We start from the raw sequence: 21827 nt of genomic DNA on the forward strand, positions 1-21827 counted from the left end.
AACGCCGCTATTGGCGATGAGGATCTTTTTCATGGCTTCGCGCTCCAGGGCGGCGCCTTGCGCGCAGCAAACGCCGCCAGCCCTTGCGGCGCCTCGGGGCCACGCAGCGCCTGCGAAAAAGCAATTGCCGCTTCGTCCAGCAGCGCGGGCAACGGCGTTTCGGCTTGGGCCAGCAACAAACGTTTGGTGGCGGCTACAGCTTGGGGTGCGGCGGCGGCGTGGCGTGCGATGGCAGCCCGTACAGCAGCATCCATGTCGCCCTCCACCACGTCATCGACCAGGCCCAAACGCTTGGCGGCAGCAGCATCCCAGCGCTCGCCGGTCAGCAAACACCGCCGCGCAGCAGACGGGCCAAGGCGCCGCACCACAAAGGGCGCGATCTGCGCAGGCACGATGCCCAGCGTGACCTCGGGCGTGGCGAACTGCGCGCTGGTGTGGGCCAGCACATGGTCGGCGCAGCACACCAGACCAAAGCCGCCACCCATGGCCGCGCCCTCCACCGCCACGATGAGCCACTGCGGCAGCGCGCACAGTGCCTGCAGCAGCGTGCCGAATCGGCGGTTCAGCGGTACCAGCGGGTCCGCCTCGCCCTCAGCCAGGGGCTGGCCAATGGTCTTGGCAAATCCGCCCAGGCTGCCCCCCGCGCAGAAGTGCCCACCGGCACCCCGCAGCACCACGCCACGCAGGTCGGCATCGGTCGCAGCGCGCTCGCACGCGGCCAGCAGGGCGTCCACCATGGCTTCTGACAGCGCATTGCGGCTGGCCGGGTCGTTGAGCGTCCAGGTTTCCACGCTGCCGCTGGCCAGCGGCGCGCGGTCGATCAACAGCGAATCGGCCATGTCAGTGCACGGGCCGCTTGGCGATGCCCATGAGCTTGGACAGGATGCCGAGCATTACCTCGTCGGCCCCGCCGCCGATGGACGCCAGCCGCCCGTCGCGGTACATGCGCGAGACCTTGTTCTCCAGCGTGAAGCCCATGCCGCCCCAAAACTGCAGGCAGGTGTCGGGCACCTCCCGGTTCAAGCGGCCGGCCTTGAGCTTGGCCATGCTGGCCAGCTCCAGCACGTCCTGCCCGTTCACGTACAGGTCGCAGGCGCGGTAGGTGAGTGCGCGCAGGGCCTCGACCTCGGTCTTGAGTTCGGCCAGCTTGAACTGCACCCACTGCTGGTCGGCCAGCGTGCTGCCAAACAGCTTGCGCTCCTGCGCATAGTCGATGGTCCACTGGATGCAGTGGTTCAGCGATTCGAGCGTGCTGGCGGCGCACCACAGGCGCTCTTCCTGGAACTGCTGCATCTGGTAGATAAAGCCCTGCCCTTCGGCACCGATGCGGTAGCGCTGCGGCACGCGCACCTCGTCAAAGTAGATCAGCCCGGTGTCGCTGCTGTGCATGCCGATCTTGCGGATCTTTTGCGCTACCTCGATGCCCTTGGTGAGTTTGCCGCCCGGGCCATCCCGCATGGGCACCATCACCAGGCTTTTGTTCTTGTGCACAGGCCCTTCGCCCGTGTTGACCAGCATGCACATCCAGTCGGCCTGCAGGCTGTTGGTGATCCACATCTTTTGGCCGGTGATCACATAGTCGTCGCCGTCCTTGCGCGCCACGCTCTTGATGCCCGACACATCGCTGCCCGCCGCAGGCTCGCTCACGCCGATGCAGCCCACCATGTCGCCCGCAATCGCAGGGGCCAGAAAGTTGCGCTTGAGCTCTTCGCTGCCATAGCGCGCCAGCGCCGGGGTGCACATGTCGGTCTGCACGCCGATGGCCATGGGCACGCCGCCGCAGTGGATGTGGCCCAGCGCCTCGGCCATGGCCAGGCTGTACGAATAGTCCAGGCCCTGACCGCCGTATTCCTCGGGCTTGCACAGGCCCAGCAGGCCCAGGTTGCCCATCTTCTTGAAGACCTCGTGCGCAGGGAAGATCTCGGCCGCTTCCCACTCGTCCACGTGGGGGTTGATCTCCTCGTCGATGAAACGCTTGAGGGTCTTCTGGATCTCGCGGTGCTCGTGCGTGAACTGCATGGTGCTTGTCTCCTGCTGTTGCGTTTGTACGTTTGTGTGCCTGCAAACCTCGATCACGAAAGCTGAAACTGCCCCAGCGGCTGGGGCCGCCCGTTGAGCACCAGCTCCACCTGGTGCACGCCGGGGTAGTGGGTCCGCGTGGTCATCTGCTGCAGCGACAGCGTCTTGCCCACCGCTACGGTAGCGCCGGGCGGTATGTCCAGCGTCCGCAGCTTGAACACCTTGGGCGCCGCGCCGCCGTGGGCCTTGACGTAGTGCACCTTCAGGTCCGCCAGCACGCGCTGGGGCTGGGGTGTGGGGTTGTGCAGCTCGGCCTCGATGCGCACCTTGTCGCCGATGCGCGCGCAGGCGGGCACCACGCGTGCGGCCCGCACGTTCAGCGCCACGGCATGGCCCACGCCCAGGGCATCGAGCGCGCCAGCGTCGCCGCGTTTGATGAGAGAACGCAGGCCGTGGCGCACCAGGGCTTCACGCGAGGCGGGTGCACCCAACAGCCAGGTACGCGCGGTGCCCACGGCCAGGCCGGGGTGGTCCTTGGCGATGTCACCCAGGTGGTTGGCCACCGAACGGCGCACGTAGGACGATGGGTCGTCCTTGAGCGCATCGAGCAACGGCAGGGCCAGCTGCGGGTTGTTCTGGAATGTAGGCAATCGCGGCGCCCAGGGCAGACGGGGCCGCGTGCCTTCGCTCACCAGGCGGCGCACATGGGCGTTGTCATCCTGCGCCCAGTCGCGCAGCCGCGCGAGCGTGGCGCCCTGGTGGTGCAGCAGGTAGGGGCGAATGCAGAACTCTGCCGTAAACCGCTGGGTGAGTGCGTGCTGCGCGGCCATGGCCGCCTCGAAATGCTGCAGGCCGTGTGTGCCGATGTAGATGCTGTGGGGCAGGTACAAGAAGGCGCTGTAGGGGCGGTCACCCGCATCGGGCTCACCGGCGGCATCGATGCCCATCGACGGGTCCATCGAATCGACCAGCACACCCAGCGCGCGCGGCACGTCTTGCGGCAGGTGGGCCTGCAGGGCGTGCGCAATGCGCTGGCCGCGCGCCATCAGCTCCAGCGATTCGTAGCCGGGCTCTACCTGCTGCAGAAATGCAGTGGTATCGAACTTGCGCCACGCACGACGCACCATGGCCGCGATGCGCGGCGGCACGGTGTCGTTCAGCAGGTGTTTGAGAGGCTCGGCCATCGTGGAGATTGCGTGCGAAGCGCCTACATCCGCGCCACGCCAAAGCTCAGGGGCCGCAGCGTTCGGGCCTGTGCTTCGGCGCAGGTGTCCAGGCAAAACGCAAGCACGGCGCGCGTGTCGCGCGGGTCGATCACGCCGTCGTCCAGCAGCAGGCCGCTGGTGTAGAACGCATCGGCCTGGGCCTCGAACATGGCGACGATCTTGTCGAACTGGGCCTGCGATTCGGCCGGGTCGGGCGTGATGCCTTTGCGCGCGAGCGCCGCCTCGGTCACGATCTGCATGGTGCGCGCAGCCTGCTCGCCGCCCATCACCGCTGTCTTGGCCCCCGGCCAGCTGAACAGGAAGCGCGGCGCATAGCCCCGCCCGCACATGCCGTAGTTGCCCGCGCCAAAGCTGGCACCGCACTGGATGGTGATCTGCGGCACGGTGGCGTTGGTCACGGCCTGGATCATCTTGCTGCCATGCTTGATCATGCCGCCCTGCTCGCTGTCCTTGCCCACCATGTAGCCCGTGGTGTTCTGCAGGTAGATGATGGGGTGGCCCAGCTGGCACATCCACTGGATGAAGTGCGTGGCCTTGTTCGCGCCTGCCACGTCGATGGGGCCGTTGTTGCTGATGAAGCCCACGGCATGCCCGCCGATGTGGCCCTGCGCGCACAAAGTGGCCGGGCCGTAGCGGGCCTTGAATTCGAGCAGCTCCGAGCCATCCACCAGCCGCGCCATCACCTCGCGCATGTCCACGGGCTGGCGCAGGTCGGCGGACATCAGGGACAGCAGGTCGTCTGCCGGCAACAGAGGTGCGGGCGCGCTGGGTCGTCGGGGCATGTGCCAGCCCAGCTGCGCGACCACATCGCGCGCCAGGCCAATGGCCTCGCGGTCGTCCTGGGCCAGGTATTCGCCCAGGCCCGAGACGGCGGTGTGCATCTCGGCACCGCCCAGTTCTTCTTCCGTCGCAATCTCGCCCGTCGCAGCCATGAGCAGCGGCGGCCCGGCCAGAAATGCGCGCGAGCGGCCCTGCACCATGATGACCACATCCGACAACCCCGGCATATAGGCGCCGCCTGCGGTGCCCGAGCCGTGCTGCACGGTGATGACCGGAATGCCCGCCGCCGACAGCCGCGCGAGGTTGCGGAACAGCGTGCCGCCGTGCACGAAGCCCTCCACCCGGTAGCGCATGAGGTTGGCGCCCGCGCTCTCCACCAGGTGGATGAACGGCAAGCGGTTTTGCAGCGCGATTTCCTGCACGCGCAAGATCTTATCCAGGCCCATGGGCTGGATGGCACCGGCTTCGATGCCCGAGTCGCTGGCCACCACCATGCAACGCACGCCACTGACAAAGCCGATGCCCGCGACCATGCCGCCACCAGGCACGGATTTCTCGGGGTCTTTCACGTCCTGCAGGTAGCCCGCCAGGGTGCACAGCGGCAGCCAGGGCGCACCCGCATCCAGCAGCAGCGCCACACGCTGGCGCGGCAGTAGCTGGCCGCGTTTTTCAAACTGGGGCAGCGACCGGGCCGAGGCGGCGGCGGCACGCTCTTCCAACGCGCGCAGGGCATGAAGGCGGACCTGCAGCGCCGCGCGGCGCTGCGTGGCCTCGGCGCCGCCTGGGTTGAATCGGGAAGTGAAGACGGCAGTCATGCGGCCTCGGTCTTGGGGGTGTGGGAAGGTGCAAACACCTGCGGCACCTGCGCGCGGTGAAAGCCGTCAAATGGCCGCACGGCCGGGTGTGCTGCGGCGGTGGCACCAGGCGGGCGCTGCGGCCAGCCCATGCGCACCTGGGGCCGTGCACCGTCCACCCGCAGCGTGGTGCCGCTGATAAAGCTGGCTGCCGGGCTGAGCAAAAAGGTGATGGCCGCCGACACCTCGGCCTCGTTGCCAAAGCGCCCGAGCGGCACTGTGCGCGGCATGGCACGCAGCATGTCTGCCGCCTCGGGCGGGTAGTTGTCCATGCCGCTGGAGGCGATGTAACCCGGCGCCACGGCGTTCACGCGCACACCGCTGTGCGCCCATTCGAGCGCAGCGGTTTCGGTGAAGCTGACCATGCCCGCGCGCGCAGCCCCGCTGTGCCCCATGCCCGGCATGGAGCCCCACATGTCGGCCACGATGTTGACTACTGAGCCGCCGTGCTGCGCCATCCACTGCCGATAACACTCACGCGCCATCAAAAAGCCGCCGGTGAGGTTGGTGTGCAGCACGGCCTCCCAGCCCTTGGCGCTGATGGATTCAAGCGGCGACATGAACTGCCCGCCCGCGTTGTTGACCAGCGCATCGATGCGGCCCTGCGCAGCGATGATCTGCTGCACCAGCGCCACCACACCTTCTTCGGAGCGGATGTCGCACACCTCGCAGGACACACGGCCGCCATCGGCAGTGATCTCTTCGGCCACGGCCAGCAACTTTTCAGGCTTGCGCCCCACCAGCACCACATGCGCCCCCAGGTGCGCCAGTTCGTGCGCCGTGCACCGGCCAATGCCGGAGCCGCCGCCGGTGACCACCACCACCTGGCCCTGGAACAGGCCCGGAGCAAACACAGACTGGTAGGCGTTGCGCGCAGTGGGGGCCATGGTGACTCTGCCTTGATGGGGTTGTTTGTTATGAACGGATGAACAAGGCCAGCGCCTCGTCGGTGAGCGCGTCGAGCGACTTTCCCTTCTTGGGCGAGAACCATTGCACCGCCCAGTTGAGCGCCCCAAAGATGAACAACCGCGCCACGCCGGGCTCAGCCTGCAGCGCGCCCTGCTTTGCCAGCGCTTCCAGCACGGGCATCCAGGTGGCCTCGTAGCTGTCCTTGATGCGGGCAATGCCCTTGCGCTGCGCAGGCGTGAGCGAGCGCCACTCGTACAGCATCACCGGGATAAAGCTGCTGCGGGGCCCGAGCAGGATCTCGAAGTGATGTCGAATGAGCGTGTGCAATTGCTCACGCGGTGTGGCCGTGGTGGGCAACGCATCGAGTGCCTGCTGCTGGCTTTGCGTGGCCATGGTCATGCCCTCGCTCATCACGGCATAGAGCAGCGCGCTTTTGCTTTCGAAGTGGTAGAAGGGCGAGCCACTGTGCATGCCTGCCGCCGCAGCAATGTCGCGCGTGCTGGTGGCGGCGAAGCCCTGGGTGCGAAAGAGCTTGGCCGCGCCGTCCATGAGCTTGCGGCGGCGGTTGCCGTCGTCGAGTTCCTCGGCGGTCTTGCGGGGGCGGCCGCGGGGGCGGCGGGTGGGGGTTGCCTCTGCAGTGGCTGCATTGGCGTCGGAGGAGGCTACGGCCTTGCTGCGAGGGCGGGCCGAGGGTTTCTTGGGAGCGGGGGCGATGGCGCTGGTGCGCGGCACGGGTGAATCCATGCAGGCACGATAGCAAAACTGTTTATTTTTAGCAAGCAAGTGCTTTGTAAAAATAGATGGCTTGTCTGATACTCATTGCGATGGGGTGCTGTTTGAGGTGCGGCGCTTGCGATTCATCCCTGATTTGTTATGTATTTGGAATCAAATGGAGTGCTTGTGCAAAGGACGGAGGCCGGGAGTCGCCCGGCATGCGAGTAACTTTCTTTCGCGTCGCCGAAAGAAAGTCACCAAAGAAAGGGCGACCCTGCTGTCTGCGACCCCTTCGCTGCGCTGCGGGGCAACCTGGGGTGCTCGGTCACGGGGTGCACCGCAGAACTCGCTGCGCGCTCTTGGCGCTCCGCTCGGACAACTGCGATGAGTCAGTTCACGAAGCACGCGCGCTCCGACGCGCATGCCACCCCGCGCCCTGCGCGCCCTGCGCGCCCCAGGCGCATACAGAAGGGAACCCACCGGGATCGGACATCCATTCGGGCCATCGCTGCGCTCGGCCCCACCTCGCGGGCGCAAGCGCCGCGCGCTGCGCAAGCACGGCCGAGCGAAGCAAAGGCCCGTGTGGCTGTTTGGATGTTCGGCTGTTGGATGTTCGGCTGCCCCCCCTGCTGGCTGCGCCTGCGGCGGGGCGGTTGTGGGGTGGCATGGGCGTCGAAGCGCCCATGCTTCGTGCTCTGACTCGCCGTGAATGTTTGAACGAAGCTGCAACGCAGCGCAGTGAGTTCCACGGCGCACCCCGCAACCGACACGACGCAGGTTTGCCCCGCAGCGCCAGCGAAGGGGTCGCAGACTGGGGGTCGCCTTTTCTTTGGTGACTTTCTTTTGGCGAAGCAAAAGAAAGTTACTCGCACGCCGGGCGACTCCCGGCTCCCGCACTTCACACGGGCATGCAGTAGCCACCGCCAAAACAAGCTTCGGTAGGCTCAACCCAAACGGACGGGGCGAGAACGAACTATAAAAATAATAGCTGCCAGCGCTTTATGTACAAGCGCCAGCAGCCAAAAAAACATCAGAACCAACGACTCAAACCGCGCTGAAATCAGGCTTTCTCTTCTCCATAAAAGCCGAGAACGCTTCCCGCGCTGCAGGCTCACGCAACATGCGCCCAAAGCTCTCGCCCTCTTCCGCCATCACCTCCAGCACCTTCGCCGTCTGCCCGCCCTTCATCAACCGCTTGGTTTCGATGAGCGACGACAACGGCTTGGCCGCCAGCTTCTTGGCCTGCGCCTGCGCCACGCCGTTGCACTCGGTGGGCGGCACCACGCGGTTCACCAGCCCCACTTCCAACGCGGCCTCGGCCATGAAAGGCTCGCCCAGCAGCAAGGCTTCCGCAGCGCGGTGATACCCCAACATCTGCGGCACCAACAGGCTCGATGCGGCCTCAGGGCACAGGCCCAAATTCACGAACGGCATGGAGAACGCCGCGTTGTCGCCCGCATAGACCAGGTCGCAATGGAACAGCATCGTCGTGCCGATGCCCACGGCCGGGCCACACACCGAGGCGATCACGGGCTTGGGGAAGGTGGCGATTCCGCGCAGAAAACGGAACACGGGCGAGTCCTGCGTGGCGGGCGGCTGCTGCAAGAAATCGCCAATGTCATTGCCCGCGCTGAAGATCGCCACGTCGCCCTGGAACACCACCACGCGCACGCTGGCATCGGCCTTGGCGGCATCGAGCGCATCAGCCATGGCGGCGTACATGTCGCGCGTGATGGAGTTCTTCTTGTCCACGCGGTTGAAGGTGATGGTGGTCACGCCCGCTTCGGAGTGGACGAGGATGTCTTGGGTGGCTTCGGTCATGGTGGTGAAGGTTCCGGGTCGGATGGATTGGGACGAGAGGAATGCGGTACGGCACAGGGCGACAGGCCGACTTCCTATTCCTTGTAGTAAACGATCTGGTGGCTGGTGGCCAGCATGGTGCCAGCCTCGCTCCACAGCTGCACGGTCTGGTCAAAGAAACCATTGCGGAATTCCTGCCCGCGCGCCTGGCCTAGCAGGAAGCCCGTGCCCGTGGCCTGCAGCTGCTCTGCTGTGGCGTGAAAGTACACGGTGATGGACACCGTGCCCGCAGGCACCTGGCGCGCACGGCGCAGCCACACGCGGGGAAAGAACACATCGGCCAATGCGGACAGCGCCACGAAGTCGAGCGGCCGCGGTGGTGTGTCGCGCATCCACAGCTGCGTCAGGCTGTGGTCGCCGCTGCCGTCCCAGGTGCGCGGGATGAAGCCAGCGATGGGGCGCATCTCGTAGCGATTGAGCCATTCCACAGCGCCCAAAGGGGCGACGATGGCTTTTTGCTCTGCAGGTGGGGGCACCTGCGGCATGGGCACATCGCCCACGCTCCAGGTCTCGCGGCGCACGGCCGTGACGGCGGTGGCCGTGGTGGTAACCACCTGCGCGCCGTCGGCACCGGCCTGCAGAATCGACAGCGTCCAGTGCTGGGTGGAACGATTGGTGCGAACAGGAGTTGCCTGCACCGTGAACGCACCAGCGGTCAAAGCGCCCGCATAGTTGACAGTGAGCGACAGCGGATCGCCCAGCCGGTCGGGGTGCTGCAAGATGGCCTGTAGCAGCGTGGCAGCGGTGATGCCGCCAAACGGGCCGACCATGTTCCAGTAGCCGGGGTGGGTCTGCCCTTCGTACTGGCCCGTCGCAGCGGACGAAGCCGTCAGTTGCAGCGCCTCGTCCAGCGGGTGGGTAGCGGAGGACGAAGACGCAGACGAAGAAGTGGATGAAGAGGAAGTCATGCTGCAAGTGTGCCGCGAAACGACCGCTCAGGCCGTCGTACCGGAGACTTCGCCATGGGGCATTCCGCCACCGCCCAGTGCGGCCAGCGCAGCCGCTGCGCGCGGCCACAGGCTTTGGCGGAACTGGTCGCGAAAGAAACCAAAGTGCCCAATGCGCCGCACCTGCAGGTCGGCCGGTGTGATGCTCTCCACCCGGCGCTCGGTGTTGGCGTACAGGTTCACCAGGTTGTGCGTGCCACGCAAGGTCATCAGCTCGTCGTCCGCCATCGACAGCGCCAGCACCGGGAACCGCACCGCGCCATAACTCCGCGCCACCGCAGGCCCCTCGGCCCCCACGCTGTAAGCGGGGTCCAGACACCAGCGCCGCCACTGCAGGATCACCCCCGCAGGCAGATCGCCCACCTTCTTGAGCGTGCGCCCCGGAAAGTACCCGCACAGCCGCGTGGCCAGCGGCACCAGCACCCACCAGAAATACGGAACGATGCGCTTGAGCTGCGGCGCGTTGTCACGCCAGTAGCCGCTGCCTGCGGCCACGCTGAGCAGGCCCGCCACCTGTTCGGGCTTCTTGAGCAGCCCTGGCAATTGCGCGCCCAGGCTGTGGCCCAGCAAGTACAGCGGCTGCACAGGCAACGCGGCCTTGGCGCCAGAGATCACCGCCTCATAGTCCTGCGCCCAATCAAACAGATCCGCCTTCACATCGCGCATCGCGCCCTGCAGCGAATCGCCATGGCCTCGGTAGTCGAACGTGGTGACCCGAAACCCCTGCTGCGCCATCCACAGCGCAAAGGCCTCGTAATACGACTGCCGCACCCCCATCGCGCCGCCGATGACAACGCTGGCGCGCGGTGCGCCCTCGGGTTCGTAGACACGCAGTGCCAAAGACACCGCCCCGTTGACCTGCAAGGTTTGCTTGTTCATGTCTGTCTCCTAGGTTCAATGCCGATCTGCGCCAGCTTGAATGGAAAAGAAAAATAGGCAGTGCACCTCCCCCTGCCTTCACACCCCGCCCTCAAGGGCGTAGCGAGCGGGATCAGCTGCTAGGCGGACGGAGCACAGGAACCGGAACGTACTAGAAGTACGTGAGGATTCCGAGCACCGCCCAACGACGCAGATGGCCAGCGCAGTAGCCAGCCAACTACAGGGCTTCGATGATGCCGGCGGCGCCTTGGCCGGTACCTACACACATCGTGACCATGCCGTACTTCAGCTTGTGCCGACGCAGCGCATGCACCACCGTCGCCGCACGGATGGCACCGGTAGCCCCCAGCGGGTGCCCCAATGCAATCGCGCCACCCATGGGGTTCACGTTCGCAGGGTTCAGCCCCAGCGTATTGATCACCGCCAGCGACTGGGCCGCAAACGCCTCGTTCAGCTCGTACCAGCCAATGTCATCGCTCTTGAGACCCGCATAACGCAGGGCCGCAGGAATCGCTTCGATCGGTCCAATGCCCATGATCTCTGGCGGCACGCCGCGCGCGGCGTAGCTCACAAAACGCGCCAGGGGCGTCAGGCCAAACTGCTTCACGGCCTTCTCGCTGGCCACGATGAGCGCACCCGCGCCATCGCTGGTCTGCGAGCTGTTGCCCGCCGTGACGCTCCCGCGCGCCGCAAACACGGGCTTGAGCTTGGCCAGGCCTTCCAGGGACGTGTCGGGGCGCGGGCCTTCGTCCAGGCTCACGGTGCGGCGCTTTTCCACCACTTCGCCGGTAGCGAGGTTGGGCGAACGCTCCACGATTTCGAAGGGCGTGATTTCGTCGCTGAACTCACCGGCCTTTTGCGCCTTGATGGCACGCAGGTGGGATTCGAGGGCAAACGCGTCTTGCGCTTCGCGGCTCACCTTCCACTGCTGGGCGACCTTTTCGGCGGTCAGGCCCATGCCGTAGGCGATGCCCACGTTTTCGTCCTTGGCAAAAATCTCGGCGTTGAACGAGGGCTTGTTGCCGCCCATGGGCACCAGGCTCATGGACTCGGCGCCGCCGGCGATCAGCACGTCAGCCTCGCCCACGCGGATGCGGTCGGCGGCCATCTGCAGCGCGGTAATGCCCGATGCGCAGAAACGGTTCACCGTCACGCCGCCCACGGGGTGGTCGAACGCCAGGCCCACGGCGATGCGGGCCATGTTCATGCCCTGCTCACCTTCGGGGAAGGAGCAGCCGATGATGGCGTCTTCAATCGCCTTGGGGTCCAGCGTGGGCACCTGCAGCATGGCGCTCTTGATGGCGGCGACCAGCAGGTCGTCGGGGCGGGTGTTCTTGAAATAGCCGCGGCCCGAGCGCCCGATGGGCGTGCGCGTGGCGGCGACGATGTAGGCGTCCTGGACTTGTTTTTGAGCCATGGTGAAACTCCTTCAATTCTTGGGGGGGCGGCTGGAAGGAACCCAGGCCCACGTAAATACACATTCGACCGGCTCCACACCGGCTTCGTCGGTCACGGTGACCTTCACCTGCACCTCGCCCTTGTCGCTGGCCCGCATGGCGGCGCGCTGCTCGGCGGTGAGCGTGGCCACGGCTTTGAGGCCGCCCGTGGCGCGCTTCTTGAACGCCATGCTCAGCTCCTTGGCCAGCGGCAGGCAGTCGTCGCGCACGTTCATGCCCACGACCATGCCGGTGGCCGTTTCAGCCAGCAGGTTCATGGCCGAGGCGTGCACACCACCAATGTGGTTTTGCACACGGTGCTCGTTGGCAAGATGCACTTCGACCCGCTCAGGCGTGAGCGACACGAACTTCACCCCGGCCGTGCCGGTAAAGGGCACAGCCCGGCGCAAGATGATGTTCTGCACGAACCCGCGCATGAAGGCGGGGGCCTCGTCCAGGCGCATCAGCGAGCGCTGCAATTTGTTGGGGGCGTGTTCGCTCATGTCGGTCTACCGGTATCCATCGACGTCCGGATCAGTTGCGAACCGGCTTGCCGGTGGACAACATGCCCAGGATGCGCTCATGCGTCTTGGGCTGGGCGATCAGGTGGCAGAACACCTTGCGCTCCAGCGTGAGCAGGTATTCCTCGCTCACCATCGAGCCAGCATCCACATCGCCGCCACAGACCACCTCGGCGATCATGGCGCCGATCTTGAAGTCGTAGGCGCTGATGAAGCCGCCGTCGCGCATGTTCACCAGCTGTGCCTTGATGGTGGCCAGGCCGCTGCGGCCCGCCACGGGGAACAGGCGCTTGTGCGGCGCACGCCATCCGCTCGCAGCCATGGACTTGGCTTCGTTGATGGCGACGAACAGCAGCTCGTCCTTGTGGGGCACGATCACGTCGCTATCCAGGAGGAAGCCCAGCTTGCGCGATTCGATGGCGCTGGTACCCACTTTGGCCATGGCGGCGGCGGTGAAGCCTTCGGTCAGGAAAGGCAGGATGTCCTTGGATGTGGAAGCTGCCATGTTCTCGGCCGCGCGGCGGGCGATGTAGGTCAGGCCGCCGGCGCCGGGCACCAGGCCCACGCCCACTTCGACCAGGCCGATGTAGCTTTCCATGTGGGCCACGCGCTTGGCCGAATACACGGCCAGCTCGCAACCACCGCCCAGCGCCATGCCATGGATGGCTGCGACGACAGGCACCTGCGCATAGCGAATGCGCATCATCAGGTTCTGCAGTTCCTGCTCGATGCTTTCCACCGCATCGGCGCCGCCGACCATGAAGGCGGGCATGGTGGCTTCCAGGTCAGCACCCACGCTGAAAGGCGCGTCGCCGGACCAGATCACCATGCCTTGGTACTCAGACTCGGCCAGTTCCAGCGCTTCCATCAGCGCTTCCATCACTTCGGGGCTGATGGCGTGCATCTTGTTCTTGATGCTGGCGATGAGCACTTGGCCGTCCAGCGTCCAGGTGCGCAGGGCTTTCGATTCAGCAATGGTGGTGCCAGCGGTGCGCCAGTCGGGCAGGCTGGTTTCGCCCAGCAGGGCCTCGGGGAAGATCTGGCGCTCGTACACGGGCAGCTGGCGGCGGGGCACAAACTTGTTCTGCGATGCACTCCACGAACCTTGCGCTGTGTGCACGCCACCGGCGTCGGCCACGGGGCCCTTGAAGACCCACTCGGGCAGCGGTGCCTTGCACAGTGCCTTGCCAGCGTCGATGTCTTCCTGGATCATCTTCGCCACGTCAAGCCAACCGGCTTCCTGCCACAGCTCGAAGGGGCCCTGCTTCATGCCAAAGCCCCAGCGCATGGCCTGGTCCACGTCGCGGGCGTTGTCGGCTATTGTTGAAAGGTGCACGGCAGCGTAGTGAAAGCTGTTGCGCAGGATGGCCCAGAGGAACTGGCCGGGCGCGCCTTCGGCATTGCGCAGCAGGCGCAGGCGCTCGGCAGCGGGCTTCTTGAGCATGCGGGCATACACCTCGTCGGCCTTCTGGCCGGCGGGCACGTACTCTTCGCTCTCCAGCTCGAAGCGCATCACATCGCGGCCGACCTTCTTGAAGAAACCGGCCTTGGTCTTCTGCCCCAGGTTGCCCAACTCCAGCAGCTTTTTCAGCACGGCGGGCGTGCCGAAGCTTTCGTAGAACGGATCCGTCTCGATGCTCAGGTTGTCCTGCAGCGTCTTGATGACGTGGGCCATGGTGTCCAGGCCCACCACGTCGGCGGTGCGGAAGGTGCCGCTCGATGCACGGCCGAGCTTCTTGCCCGTGAGGTCGTCCACCACGTCATAGGTCAGGCCAAAGTTCTCGACTTCCTTCATCGTGGCCAGCATGCCGGCGATGCCCACGCGGTTGGCGACGAAGTTGGGGGTGTCGTGCGCGCGCACCACGCCCTTGCCCAGGCCGCTGGTGACGAAGGCTTCGAGCTGGTCCAGCACTTCTGGCTGGGTGGTGGGCGTGTTGATCAGCTCCACCAGCGTCATGTAGCGCGGGGGATTGAAGAAGTGGATGCCGCAGAAACGCGGCTTGATGCTCTCAGGCAGCACTTCGGAGAGCTTGGTGATCGACAGGCCCGAGGTGTTGGACGCCAGGATGGCGTGCTTGGCCACGTGGGGCGCGATCTTGGTGTACAGGTCGAGCTTCCAGTCCATGCGCTCGGCAATGGCCTCGATCACGAGGTCGCATTCCTTGAGCAGGTGCATGTGCTCTTCGTAGTTGGCCTGCTGGATCAGCGCCGCGTCGTCGGCCACGCCCAGGGGCGAGGGCTTGAGCTTTTTCAGGCCTTCGACGGCCTTGGTGACGATGCCGTTCTTGGGGCCTTCCTTGGCAGGCAGGTCGAACAGCACCACGGGCACCTTCACGTTCACGAGGTGGGCGGCAATCTGCGCGCCCATCACGCCTGCGCCGAGCACGGCGACTTTTTTCACTTGGAATCGGGACATGGGTTGGGTTCCTGGTTGGGGCGCTGCGCGACACCGCTGGGGTGCGCGCGGCCACGGGAATGGGGTTTACTGGACGCGGATCCAGGTTTGCGTGCGGCCAAACGGGCCGATCGAACCGCGCACTTCGAGCTTCTTGCCGCCCTCGATGGGGGTCATGCGCAGGGTGTAGTTGCGACCGTTCTCAGGGTCGAGAATCTTGCCGCCCTCCCACACCTCTTTGCCGTCGGCCTTCTTGGCGCCACGGATGATCTCCAGCCCGAGGATGGGCTTGCCCTTGCGGTCGTCCGAGCACTCGTCGCAGACCTCATCGGGCTTGGCGTCCTTGGACAGGCGCTTTTCCAGCGCTCCGTGCAGCACGCCGCCGCCAATGTCGCGGATGCGGATCTCGGCCTTGGCCTCGCCGGTCTTGTCATCGATGTTGCGCCACAGGCCTTCGGGCGTCATCTGCGCCCAGGCCGGCAGCGCACCCGCTACCAAAACAATAGCTGCTACCGCTTTGAACATCTGCGCTCCCTGGCAAAAAGGCTTGAAATCCGCATCCGGCACCGATCAGGCCAGGGCCAGATCGGTGTCCATCAGCACCTTGCTGCCGGCACGGGCGGTGCGCATCAGCGTGGCGGTTTCGGGGAACAGCTTGGCGAAGTAGAAGCGCGCGGTCTGCAGCTTGGCGCCATAGAACGGGTCGGTGTTGCCGGCGGCGATCTCGCGCAGGGCGACCTGGGCCATGCGGGCGAACAGGTAGCCGAACACCAGGTGGCCGGCCACGCGCAGATAGTCCACAGCAGCAGCACCCACTTCGTCGGGGTTTTGCATGCCCTTGAAGCCGATCTCGGTGGTGAACTTGGTCATCTGGTCGCCCAGCATGGCCACGGGGTTGATGAACTCGGCCATGCGCTCGTTCACGCCTTCTTCTTCCACCAGCTGGCCAATCAGCTTGCCCAGCTTTTTCAGCGTGGCACCGTTGTTGCCCAGCACCTTGCGGCCCAGCAGGTCCAGCGACTGGATGGTGTTGGTGCCTTCATAGATCATGTTGATGCGGTTGTCCCGCACGTACTGTTCCATGCCCCATTCCTTGATGAAGCCGTGGCCGCCGAAGACCTGCATGCACGCGTTGGTGCTGATGTGGCCGTTGTCGGTGATGAAGGCCTTGACGATGGGGGTCAGCAGGGCCACGAGTTCTTCGGAATCCTTGCGCACCTTTTCATCGGGGTGGCTGTGCACCTTGTCCAGCAACAGCGTGCAGAAGATCTGCAGGGCGCGGCCACCTTCGGCGTAGGCCTTGGCGGTGAGCAACATCTTGCGCACATCGGGGTGCACGATGATGGGGTCGGCGTCCTTGTCCTTGGCCTTGGGGCCCGACAGGCTGCGCGACTGGATGCGGTCCTTGGCATAGGCCAGCGCGTTCTGGTAAGCCACTTCCGTCAGGCCCAGCGACTGGTTGCCCACACCCAGGCGGGCGGCGTTCATCATCACGAACATGGCAGCCAGGCCCTTGTTGGGCTGGCCCACCATGGTGCCGATGGCGCCGTCCAGTGCGATCTGCGCGGTGGCGTTGCCGTGGATGCCCATCTTGTGCTCCAGGCCCGTGCAGAAGATCGGGTTGCGCTCGCCCAGCGAGCCGTCGGCATTCACGTTGAACTTGGGCACCACAAACAGGCTGATGCCCTTGCTACCCTTGGGCGCATCGGGCAGGCGGGCCAGCACCAGGTGAACGATGTTGGCGGCCATGTCGTGCTCGCCGGCGCTGATGAAGATCTTGTTGCCGGTGATCTTGTAGGTGCCGTCAGGCAGAGGCTCGGCCTTGGTGCGCATCAGGCCCAGGTCGGTACCGCAGTGGGGTTCGGTCAGGCACATGGTGCCGGTCCATTCGCCGCTGGTCAGCTTGGGCAGGTACAGGGCCTTCTGGGCGTCGGTGCCATGGGCGTGCAGGGCTTCGTAGGCGCCGTGCGACAGGCCGGGGTACATCGTCCAGGCCTGGTTGGCCGAGTTCAGCATCTCGTACAGGCACTGGTTCAGCACGAAGGGCAGGCCCTGGCCGCCGTAGGTGGGGTCGCAGCTCAGCGCCGCCCAGCCACCCTCGACGTACTTAGCATAGGCGTCCTTGAAGCCGGTGGGGGTCTTCACTTCGTGCGTGGTCTTGTTCAGCACGCAGCCTTCGGTGTCGCCGCTGATGTTGAGCGGGAAGGCGACTTCGGCAGCAAACTTGCCGGCCTCTTCGATCACGGCATTGATGGTGTCCACATCCACTTCGGCGTGGGGTGGCATCGCCTTGAATTCATCACTGACCTTGAGCACTTCGTGCATGACGAATTGCATGTCGCGCAGGGGCGGCGTATAGGTGGGCATGGGTTTACTCCTTGGATGTGGTGGTTTGGTTGGAAACTTTGCGGCGCGCCACTGTGGGTGCCTTGGCTGCCGCTGTCGGCGCGCTGTAACGCGCCAGAATGTTGTGAAAGCCCACGACAGCCCGGTCGATGGAGCCCGGGGTCTGCAGGAACCGCGCCTCGTAGTGCAGCGCGAGGATCAGGCCGTGGATCTCGAAGAGCATCTGCTCTTCCTTGGTGTCGGCACGCAGTTCGCCCAGTTCCTTGCACTGCTCGATGGCGCGGCGCATGGCGGCATGCCAGGTCAGCACCGAACTGGCCAGCGCATCGCGCACGGGGCCGGTTCGGTCATCGAACTCGACCGCGCCGCTGATGTAAATGCAGCCCGAGTCGATTTCGATGGAGGTGCGCTTCATCCAGTTGTCGAACAGCGCCGACAAACGCGCCACGCCACGGGGGGCGGACATGGCGGGGTAGAACACTTCCTGCTCGAAGCGGGTGTGGTATTCGCGGATCACCGAAATCTGCAGCTCTTCGCGGGAGCCAAAGTGGGCGAAAACGCCCGACTTGCTCATGCCGGTGACGTCTGCCAGCGCCCCGATGGACAGGCCTTCCAGCCCGATGTGCGTGGCCAGACCCAGCGCGGCCTCGACGATGGCCGCCTTGGTCTGCTGGCCTTTTTGCAAGGCACGGCCGGTACCACTGCGAGCGCGCGGGATGCGGGTGACCTGGCGGGATTCGGGGATGGAGGACATGGGCACGAATAAAAACGAACGTTCGTTCTATTCTGCAGCAAATTCCCTGCAGCCCCCAAGCCCCCGAAAAAAATAGGGAGACCCATCCAAACCACCCGTTGCAGCCGCGCCACCCCCGCCGTGACGCGCCGCCTCAACAGCGCGGACCGCTACAACATCAGCGCAAGGCTGGCTTCCAGGTGCTCGGTGGGCAGGCGCCGAAACCCCGAGCGGGCGTAGCACTGCAGGCGCCCGACCACAAAGGCCGTCAACACGCTGGCCGCCACCTGGGCATCGACTGTGGGCGTGCTGGATGCGGCTGCACTCGCGCGCAGGCACTGGCGCAGGGTGGATTCGATGCGGTCAAAGAACTGGTTCATGCGCTGCTGCAAGCGCTCGTGCTCGAACACCAGTGCGTCGCCCACCATGACCCGCACCATGCCCGGGTTGCGTTCGCCAAACTGCAGCACCAGCGCCACGATGCGCGCCGCCTGGCGCGCGCCCACGTCGGCAGGCTGTGTGGGGCCGGGCACGTCGCGCCCCGTGATCTGCTGCACCAGTGTGAACACCGACTGCTCGATGAAATCGATCAAGCCCTCGAACATTTGCGCCTTGCTGGCGAAATGGCGGTACAGCGCCGCCTCGCTGACCGACAGGCGCGCGGCCAGCGCGGCAGTGGTGATGCGCTCGGCCCCAGGCTGCTCCAGCATGGCGGCCAGGGCCTGCAGGATCTGGACGCGCCGTTCCCCGGGCTTGGGCCGCTTGCGTGCAGCCGCAACATCACCCGCTTCGGCGGTACTGGCAGGCTCGGGGAGGGGCGAGATTTCAGACATGCAGGACAGGGACTCCGGTGGGGCCCTGCTCCCGGTGCGCATGCCACTGGGCATGGTCGGATCACGGCAGGGCGTGGATCACGATGTCACATCTTGCCGCAGCCAGGAGGGGCCGGGGCGCCACCTGTTTGCACAAGTCAATCGTGTGTGGAAATGATTCTCGCACAGGCCCCTTGTCGGTCCGGACGGCCCGGGGACCCCGCACGACTACAGCGGAAACACCACCCTCACCAGCAGCCCGCGCCCCTGGGGGCCCGTGCCCAGCGTCAGTGCGGCACGGTGTACCCGGGCAATCTCGTCCGCAATGGCCAGGCCCAGGCCCGTGCCCTCGCCTCCCGCGCCGGGCACGCGGTAGAACCGCTGCAACACGCGGGTACGCTCAGACTCCGGCACGCCAGGGCCGTCGTCCTCCACCTCCACGTAGGGCCGGGGCGGGCCCGCGCGCCCCTGGCGCAGTCCGCAGCGGATGGTCACCACGCCCCCCGCAGGTGTGTATTTGATGGCGTTGTCCACCAGGTTGGACAGCAGCTCGCGCAGCAGCCAGCCATGGCCTGTCACATGCACCAGCTGGACATCGAGCCCGAGGTCCAGGCCCTTGCCGGTTGCTGCGTCCAAAAATGTTTCCAGCAGCGACTCGCACAGATCCTTGAGGTCAACCCGCTGCGGCGGCTGCGCGTCCAGGCTGCGGGCGTCCGCGCGAGACAACGCCAGCAGCTGGTGCGCCAGCTGCGAGGTGCGGCGCGTGGCGTTGCGCAGCTTCTCGATTTGATCCGCTCCCAAAACAATAGCGCCTTGTGCACGATCTTCATGCGCTAGCGGCATTTTTCGGTCGAAATCCGGGAAAGACGTGCGTGGCGGCGCTGCCGCCTTGGCCATCATGGCCCAGGCCTCCACCTGGGCCTGCAAGCCCGCCAGCGGCGTGCGCAACTGGTGCGCCGCGTCGGCCACAAAACGCCGCTGCCCTTCGGCCTGTGCGTTGACCAGCGCAAACAGGCGGTTGAGCGAGTGCACCAAGGGCCGCACCTCGTCGGGCGAGGCGGCCTCGTCGATGGGACTGAGATCGCGGGGAGAGCGGCGCTCCACCGCCTCCGCAAGCCCCACCAGGGGTTTGAAGGCCTGCCGCACCGCCCAATGGATCGCAAAACCCGCGGCAATCAGCAATACGAGGTTGGGCAACAACACCCTGAGGAGCAGTTGCTGCGCCCATTTCTGGCGAGGGTCCGACCCGTCGGCGAGGGCCACGACCAGTTCGCCCGCCCCCGTGCGCCCGCGTTGCGCCGCCACCCGGTACGTCACGCCGCCGAACTCCACGCTGTGGAACTCCGGGGCCTGTGTGGTGGGCACGGCGCCGTGTACCCAGCCCTCTCCGAGCAACAGGCGCCCCGAGGTATCGCGCACGCTGTAGGCCGCAAAGCCCGCGTTCTGGCGCAAAAACTCTTCGATGGGCGGCGCCAGCAGCAGCAGCGGTGGGTCGTTGTCGTGGATGGGCGGCGCCAGCACCGAATCGGCCAGCGCGGGCAGCAGCCGCACCAGACGCTGGTCGTGCTGGCCAGCTGCCTCATCGGCCGACCGGTAGTCCAGCCAGACCCCCGCCAGCACCAGCACACACAGGGGCAGTACCAGCATCAGCAGCAGCCGGGTGCGCAGGTCTGATGTCATGGCGCGCAGGCCGGGCCGCCGGGAGGAGTTTTTCCAAAGCATGGCGAGGCGGCGAACTGGGCGCGGAAAACACCTGCTCAGGTTGCCTGCAGTTCGAGCCGGTAGCCAAAGCCCCGTATGGACCGCAGCGCCACACCGTGGGGTTCCAGCTTGCCCCGCAAGCGCGAGACATACACCTCCACCGCGTTGGGGGTGATCTCCTTGTCCCACCCCGTCAGCGCTTGCAGCAGCTTGTCTTTGCTAGCAGGCTTGGGGGCGTTGATGAGCAGGTATTCGAGCACCGTCCACTCGCGCGGGCCCAGTTCGATGACCTGCTCGCCAGCCGGTGTGCGCATGCTGGCCCGGCGCCCGGCCGTGTCCAGCTCCAGCGGGCCAAAACTCAGCACGGCCGTGGTCGCAGCCTGGGAACGGCGCAACAGCGCACGCAGGCGCGCCAGCAGCTCGGGCAGCTCGAACGGCTTGACCATGTAGTCATCCGCCCCCAGATCCAGCCCCTGCACCCGGTCATGCAGCGCGTCACGCGCCGTCAGTATCAAAACTGGCATGGCGGGGCTTGCCATGTCTGGACGGCGCAGGCGGCGTGTCAGCTCCAGGCCGTCCATGGCGGGCAGCCCGATGTCGATGATGGCTGCGTCAAACGACTCGGCGCGCAGCACCTCTTCGGCCCGCTCGCCACTGCCCACCCAGTCCACCGCATAACCCGCATCGGTGAGCCCCAGCTTGATGCCGCTGGCCACCATCACATCGTCTTCGACCAACAGCAGACGCATGGAGACCTCACGCTGGGTCAGTGAGAGCGGATCATGGTGCCGTAGGCCTGGTCAGTCAGGATCTCCAGCAGCATGGCATGGGGCACACGCCCGTCAATGATGTGCACCGCATTTACACCCGCCTTGGCGGCATCCAGCGCACCGGCAATCTTGGGCAGCATGCCGCCCGAGATAGTGCCGTCGGCAAACAGCTCGTCGATGCGGCGGGCTGTAAGGTCGGTCAACAGGTTGCCGGCCTTGTCGAGCACACCGGGGGTGTTGGTCAGCAGCATCAGTTTTTCAGCCTGCAACACCGTGGCCAGTTTGCTGGCCACCACATCCGCATTGATGTTGTAGCTTTCGTTGTTCTCGCCAAAGCCAATCGGGCTGATGACGGGAATGAACGCATCGTCTTGCAGCGCCTTCACCACGCTGGGGTCGATGGAAACGATGTCACCCACCTGGCCCACGTCGTGTTCGATGGTGGGATCCTTGCTGTCCACCATCTTGAGCTTTTGTGCGCGAATCATGCCGCCGTCACGGCCGGTCAAGCCCACGGCCTTGCCACCGGCCTGGTTGATCAGTCCCACGATGTCCTGCTGCACCTCGCCGGCCAGCACCCATTCGACCACTTCCATGGTCTCGGCATCGGTCACACGCATGCCCTGGATGAACTCGCCCTTCTTGCCCAGTCGGTTGAGCGCGGTTTCGATTTGCGGGCCGCCACCGTGCACCACCACCGGGTTCATGCCCACCAGCTTGAGCAGCACCACGTCCTCGGCAAAGTCGGCCTGCAGGGCCGGGTCCGTCATGGCGTTGCCGCCGTACTTGATCACCATGGTCTTGCCATGGAACTTGCGGATGTAGGGCAGCGCCTGGGCCAGGATTTCAGCCTTGTCGCGTGGGGCAATCGAAAGAAGGTCGGTCATGGAGGCGTGCCATCCGGAGAAAACTGTGAGGCGCAAAT

At 65.6% G+C, this 21827-nt stretch carries 19 protein-coding genes; all 19 read right to left on the minus strand.

What is annotated here, in order from left to right:
- Positions 1 to 29: 29 nt before the first annotated feature.
- A complete protein-coding gene (locus tag ACTJKQ_RS00670) occupies positions 30 to 839 on the minus strand; it encodes an enoyl-CoA hydratase/isomerase family protein (protein WP_440595694.1) in 810 nt (269 codons plus the stop codon).
- 1 nt (position 840) lies between these two features.
- Positions 841 to 2019: an acyl-CoA dehydrogenase family protein gene (locus tag ACTJKQ_RS00675; RefSeq protein ID WP_440595695.1), complete on the minus strand. Its 1179-nt coding sequence runs from the start codon at positions 2017 to 2019 to the stop codon at positions 841 to 843.
- A 53-nt stretch (positions 2020 to 2072) separates the two neighbouring features.
- On the minus strand, positions 2073 to 3203 hold the full coding sequence (locus ACTJKQ_RS00680) for a DNA alkylation repair protein (protein ID WP_440595696.1): 1131 nt from the start codon (positions 3201 to 3203) through the stop codon (positions 2073 to 2075).
- Positions 3204 to 3226: 23 nt separating this feature from the next.
- The gene (locus ACTJKQ_RS00685) at positions 3227 to 4840 is read right to left on the minus strand and encodes an acyl-CoA carboxylase subunit beta (protein WP_440595697.1); all 1614 of its coding nucleotides are present in this window, start codon (positions 4838 to 4840) and stop codon (positions 3227 to 3229) included.
- The gene (locus ACTJKQ_RS00690; RefSeq protein WP_440595698.1) at positions 4837 to 5766 is read right to left on the minus strand and encodes an SDR family oxidoreductase; all 930 of its coding nucleotides are present in this window, start codon (positions 5764 to 5766) and stop codon (positions 4837 to 4839) included. Before ACTJKQ_RS00690 ends, ACTJKQ_RS00685 begins: the two co-directional genes overlap by 4 nt.
- A gap of 28 nt (positions 5767 to 5794) precedes the next feature.
- Positions 5795 to 6532: a TetR family transcriptional regulator gene (locus ACTJKQ_RS00695; RefSeq protein WP_440595699.1), complete on the minus strand. Its 738-nt coding sequence runs from the start codon at positions 6530 to 6532 to the stop codon at positions 5795 to 5797.
- 1014 nt (positions 6533 to 7546) lie between these two features.
- Complete coding sequence (locus tag ACTJKQ_RS00700; RefSeq protein WP_099731277.1) at positions 7547 to 8323, minus strand: enoyl-CoA hydratase; 777 nt, start codon at positions 8321 to 8323, stop codon at positions 7547 to 7549.
- A gap of 74 nt (positions 8324 to 8397) precedes the next feature.
- On the minus strand, positions 8398 to 9270 hold the full coding sequence (locus tag ACTJKQ_RS00705; RefSeq protein WP_440595700.1) for an acyl-CoA thioesterase: 873 nt from the start codon (positions 9268 to 9270) through the stop codon (positions 8398 to 8400).
- A 27-nt stretch (positions 9271 to 9297) separates the two neighbouring features.
- Positions 9298 to 10188: an alpha/beta hydrolase family protein gene (locus ACTJKQ_RS00710; RefSeq protein WP_440595701.1), complete on the minus strand. Its 891-nt coding sequence runs from the start codon at positions 10186 to 10188 to the stop codon at positions 9298 to 9300.
- A gap of 217 nt (positions 10189 to 10405) precedes the next feature.
- Positions 10406 to 11605 (minus strand): acetyl-CoA C-acyltransferase, encoded by a 1200-nt coding sequence (locus tag ACTJKQ_RS00715; protein ID WP_116748882.1) that lies wholly within the window; start codon positions 11603 to 11605, stop codon positions 10406 to 10408.
- A gap of 12 nt (positions 11606 to 11617) precedes the next feature.
- Positions 11618 to 12127: a DUF4442 domain-containing protein gene (locus ACTJKQ_RS00720; RefSeq protein ID WP_056059404.1), complete on the minus strand. Its 510-nt coding sequence runs from the start codon at positions 12125 to 12127 to the stop codon at positions 11618 to 11620.
- 31 nt (positions 12128 to 12158) lie between these two features.
- Complete coding sequence (locus tag ACTJKQ_RS00725; RefSeq protein ID WP_440595702.1) at positions 12159 to 14561, minus strand: 3-hydroxyacyl-CoA dehydrogenase NAD-binding domain-containing protein; 2403 nt, start codon at positions 14559 to 14561, stop codon at positions 12159 to 12161.
- Positions 14562 to 14627: 66 nt separating this feature from the next.
- Positions 14628 to 15065, minus strand: a complete 438-nt coding sequence (locus ACTJKQ_RS00730) for a DUF2147 domain-containing protein (protein ID WP_110961461.1) — start codon at positions 15063 to 15065, stop codon at positions 14628 to 14630.
- 45 nt (positions 15066 to 15110) lie between these two features.
- Complete coding sequence (locus ACTJKQ_RS00735) at positions 15111 to 16907, minus strand: acyl-CoA dehydrogenase C-terminal domain-containing protein (RefSeq protein WP_116748879.1); 1797 nt, start codon at positions 16905 to 16907, stop codon at positions 15111 to 15113.
- Positions 16908 to 16911: 4 nt separating this feature from the next.
- On the minus strand, positions 16912 to 17640 hold the full coding sequence (locus tag ACTJKQ_RS00740; RefSeq protein WP_099731283.1) for a TetR/AcrR family transcriptional regulator: 729 nt from the start codon (positions 17638 to 17640) through the stop codon (positions 16912 to 16914).
- Positions 17641 to 17789: 149 nt separating this feature from the next.
- Positions 17790 to 18452 carry a nucleoid occlusion factor SlmA gene (gene slmA / locus ACTJKQ_RS00745; RefSeq protein WP_121941935.1) on the minus strand — a complete coding sequence of 221 codons (663 nt, stop codon included), beginning with the start codon at positions 18450 to 18452 and terminating at the stop codon, positions 17790 to 17792.
- Positions 18453 to 18659: 207 nt separating this feature from the next.
- On the minus strand, positions 18660 to 20111 hold the full coding sequence (locus ACTJKQ_RS00750; RefSeq protein ID WP_121941934.1) for a sensor histidine kinase: 1452 nt from the start codon (positions 20109 to 20111) through the stop codon (positions 18660 to 18662).
- Positions 20112 to 20188: 77 nt separating this feature from the next.
- Positions 20189 to 20881, minus strand: coding sequence for a response regulator transcription factor (locus ACTJKQ_RS00755; protein ID WP_056059420.1), 693 nt, complete (start codon positions 20879 to 20881; stop codon positions 20189 to 20191).
- Positions 20882 to 20898: 17 nt separating this feature from the next.
- Positions 20899 to 21789 carry an acetylglutamate kinase gene (gene argB, locus ACTJKQ_RS00760; RefSeq protein ID WP_056059422.1) on the minus strand — a complete coding sequence of 297 codons (891 nt, stop codon included), beginning with the start codon at positions 21787 to 21789 and terminating at the stop codon, positions 20899 to 20901.
- Between the last annotated feature and the right edge of the window lie 38 nt (positions 21790 to 21827).

This window comes from Acidovorax sp. 22279, assembly GCF_052045435.1.
GTDB lineage: Bacteria > Pseudomonadota > Gammaproteobacteria > Burkholderiales > Burkholderiaceae_C > Acidovorax > Acidovorax delafieldii.

What these genes read in the sequence shown, in the direction of transcription:
- ACTJKQ_RS00670 (WP_440595694.1), bottom strand. Translation starts at nt 839, where the DNA reads ATGGCCGATTCGCTGTTGATCGACCGCGCGCCGCTGGCCAGCGGCAGC.
- ACTJKQ_RS00675 (WP_440595695.1), bottom strand. Translation starts at nt 2,019, where the DNA reads ATGCAGTTCACGCACGAGCACCGCGAGATCCAGAAGACCCTCAAGCGT.
- ACTJKQ_RS00680 (WP_440595696.1), bottom strand. Translation starts at nt 3,203, where the DNA reads ATGGCCGAGCCTCTCAAACACCTGCTGAACGACACCGTGCCGCCGCGC.
- ACTJKQ_RS00685 (WP_440595697.1), bottom strand. Translation starts at nt 4,840, where the DNA reads ATGACTGCCGTCTTCACTTCCCGATTCAACCCAGGCGGCGCCGAGGCC.
- ACTJKQ_RS00690 (WP_440595698.1), bottom strand. Translation starts at nt 5,766, where the DNA reads ATGGCCCCCACTGCGCGCAACGCCTACCAGTCTGTGTTTGCTCCGGGC.
- ACTJKQ_RS00695 (WP_440595699.1), bottom strand. Translation starts at nt 6,532, where the DNA reads ATGGATTCACCCGTGCCGCGCACCAGCGCCATCGCCCCCGCTCCCAAG.
- ACTJKQ_RS00700 (WP_099731277.1), bottom strand. Translation starts at nt 8,323, where the DNA reads ATGACCGAAGCCACCCAAGACATCCTCGTCCACTCCGAAGCGGGCGTG.
- ACTJKQ_RS00705 (WP_440595700.1), bottom strand. Translation starts at nt 9,270, where the DNA reads ATGACTTCCTCTTCATCCACTTCTTCGTCTGCGTCTTCGTCCTCCGCT.
- ACTJKQ_RS00710 (WP_440595701.1), bottom strand. Translation starts at nt 10,188, where the DNA reads ATGAACAAGCAAACCTTGCAGGTCAACGGGGCGGTGTCTTTGGCACTG.
- ACTJKQ_RS00715 (WP_116748882.1), bottom strand. Translation starts at nt 11,605, where the DNA reads ATGGCTCAAAAACAAGTCCAGGACGCCTACATCGTCGCCGCCACGCGC.
- ACTJKQ_RS00720 (WP_056059404.1), bottom strand. Translation starts at nt 12,127, where the DNA reads ATGAGCGAACACGCCCCCAACAAATTGCAGCGCTCGCTGATGCGCCTG.
- ACTJKQ_RS00725 (WP_440595702.1), bottom strand. Translation starts at nt 14,561, where the DNA reads ATGTCCCGATTCCAAGTGAAAAAAGTCGCCGTGCTCGGCGCAGGCGTG.
- ACTJKQ_RS00730 (WP_110961461.1), bottom strand. Translation starts at nt 15,065, where the DNA reads ATGTTCAAAGCGGTAGCAGCTATTGTTTTGGTAGCGGGTGCGCTGCCG.
- ACTJKQ_RS00735 (WP_116748879.1), bottom strand. Translation starts at nt 16,907, where the DNA reads ATGCCCACCTATACGCCGCCCCTGCGCGACATGCAATTCGTCATGCAC.
- ACTJKQ_RS00740 (WP_099731283.1), bottom strand. Translation starts at nt 17,640, where the DNA reads ATGTCCTCCATCCCCGAATCCCGCCAGGTCACCCGCATCCCGCGCGCT.
- slmA (WP_121941935.1), bottom strand. Translation starts at nt 18,452, where the DNA reads ATGTCTGAAATCTCGCCCCTCCCCGAGCCTGCCAGTACCGCCGAAGCG.
- ACTJKQ_RS00750 (WP_121941934.1), bottom strand. Translation starts at nt 20,111, where the DNA reads ATGACATCAGACCTGCGCACCCGGCTGCTGCTGATGCTGGTACTGCCC.
- ACTJKQ_RS00755 (WP_056059420.1), bottom strand. Translation starts at nt 20,881, where the DNA reads ATGCGTCTGCTGTTGGTCGAAGACGATGTGATGGTGGCCAGCGGCATC.
- argB (WP_056059422.1), bottom strand. Translation starts at nt 21,789, where the DNA reads ATGACCGACCTTCTTTCGATTGCCCCACGCGACAAGGCTGAAATCCTG.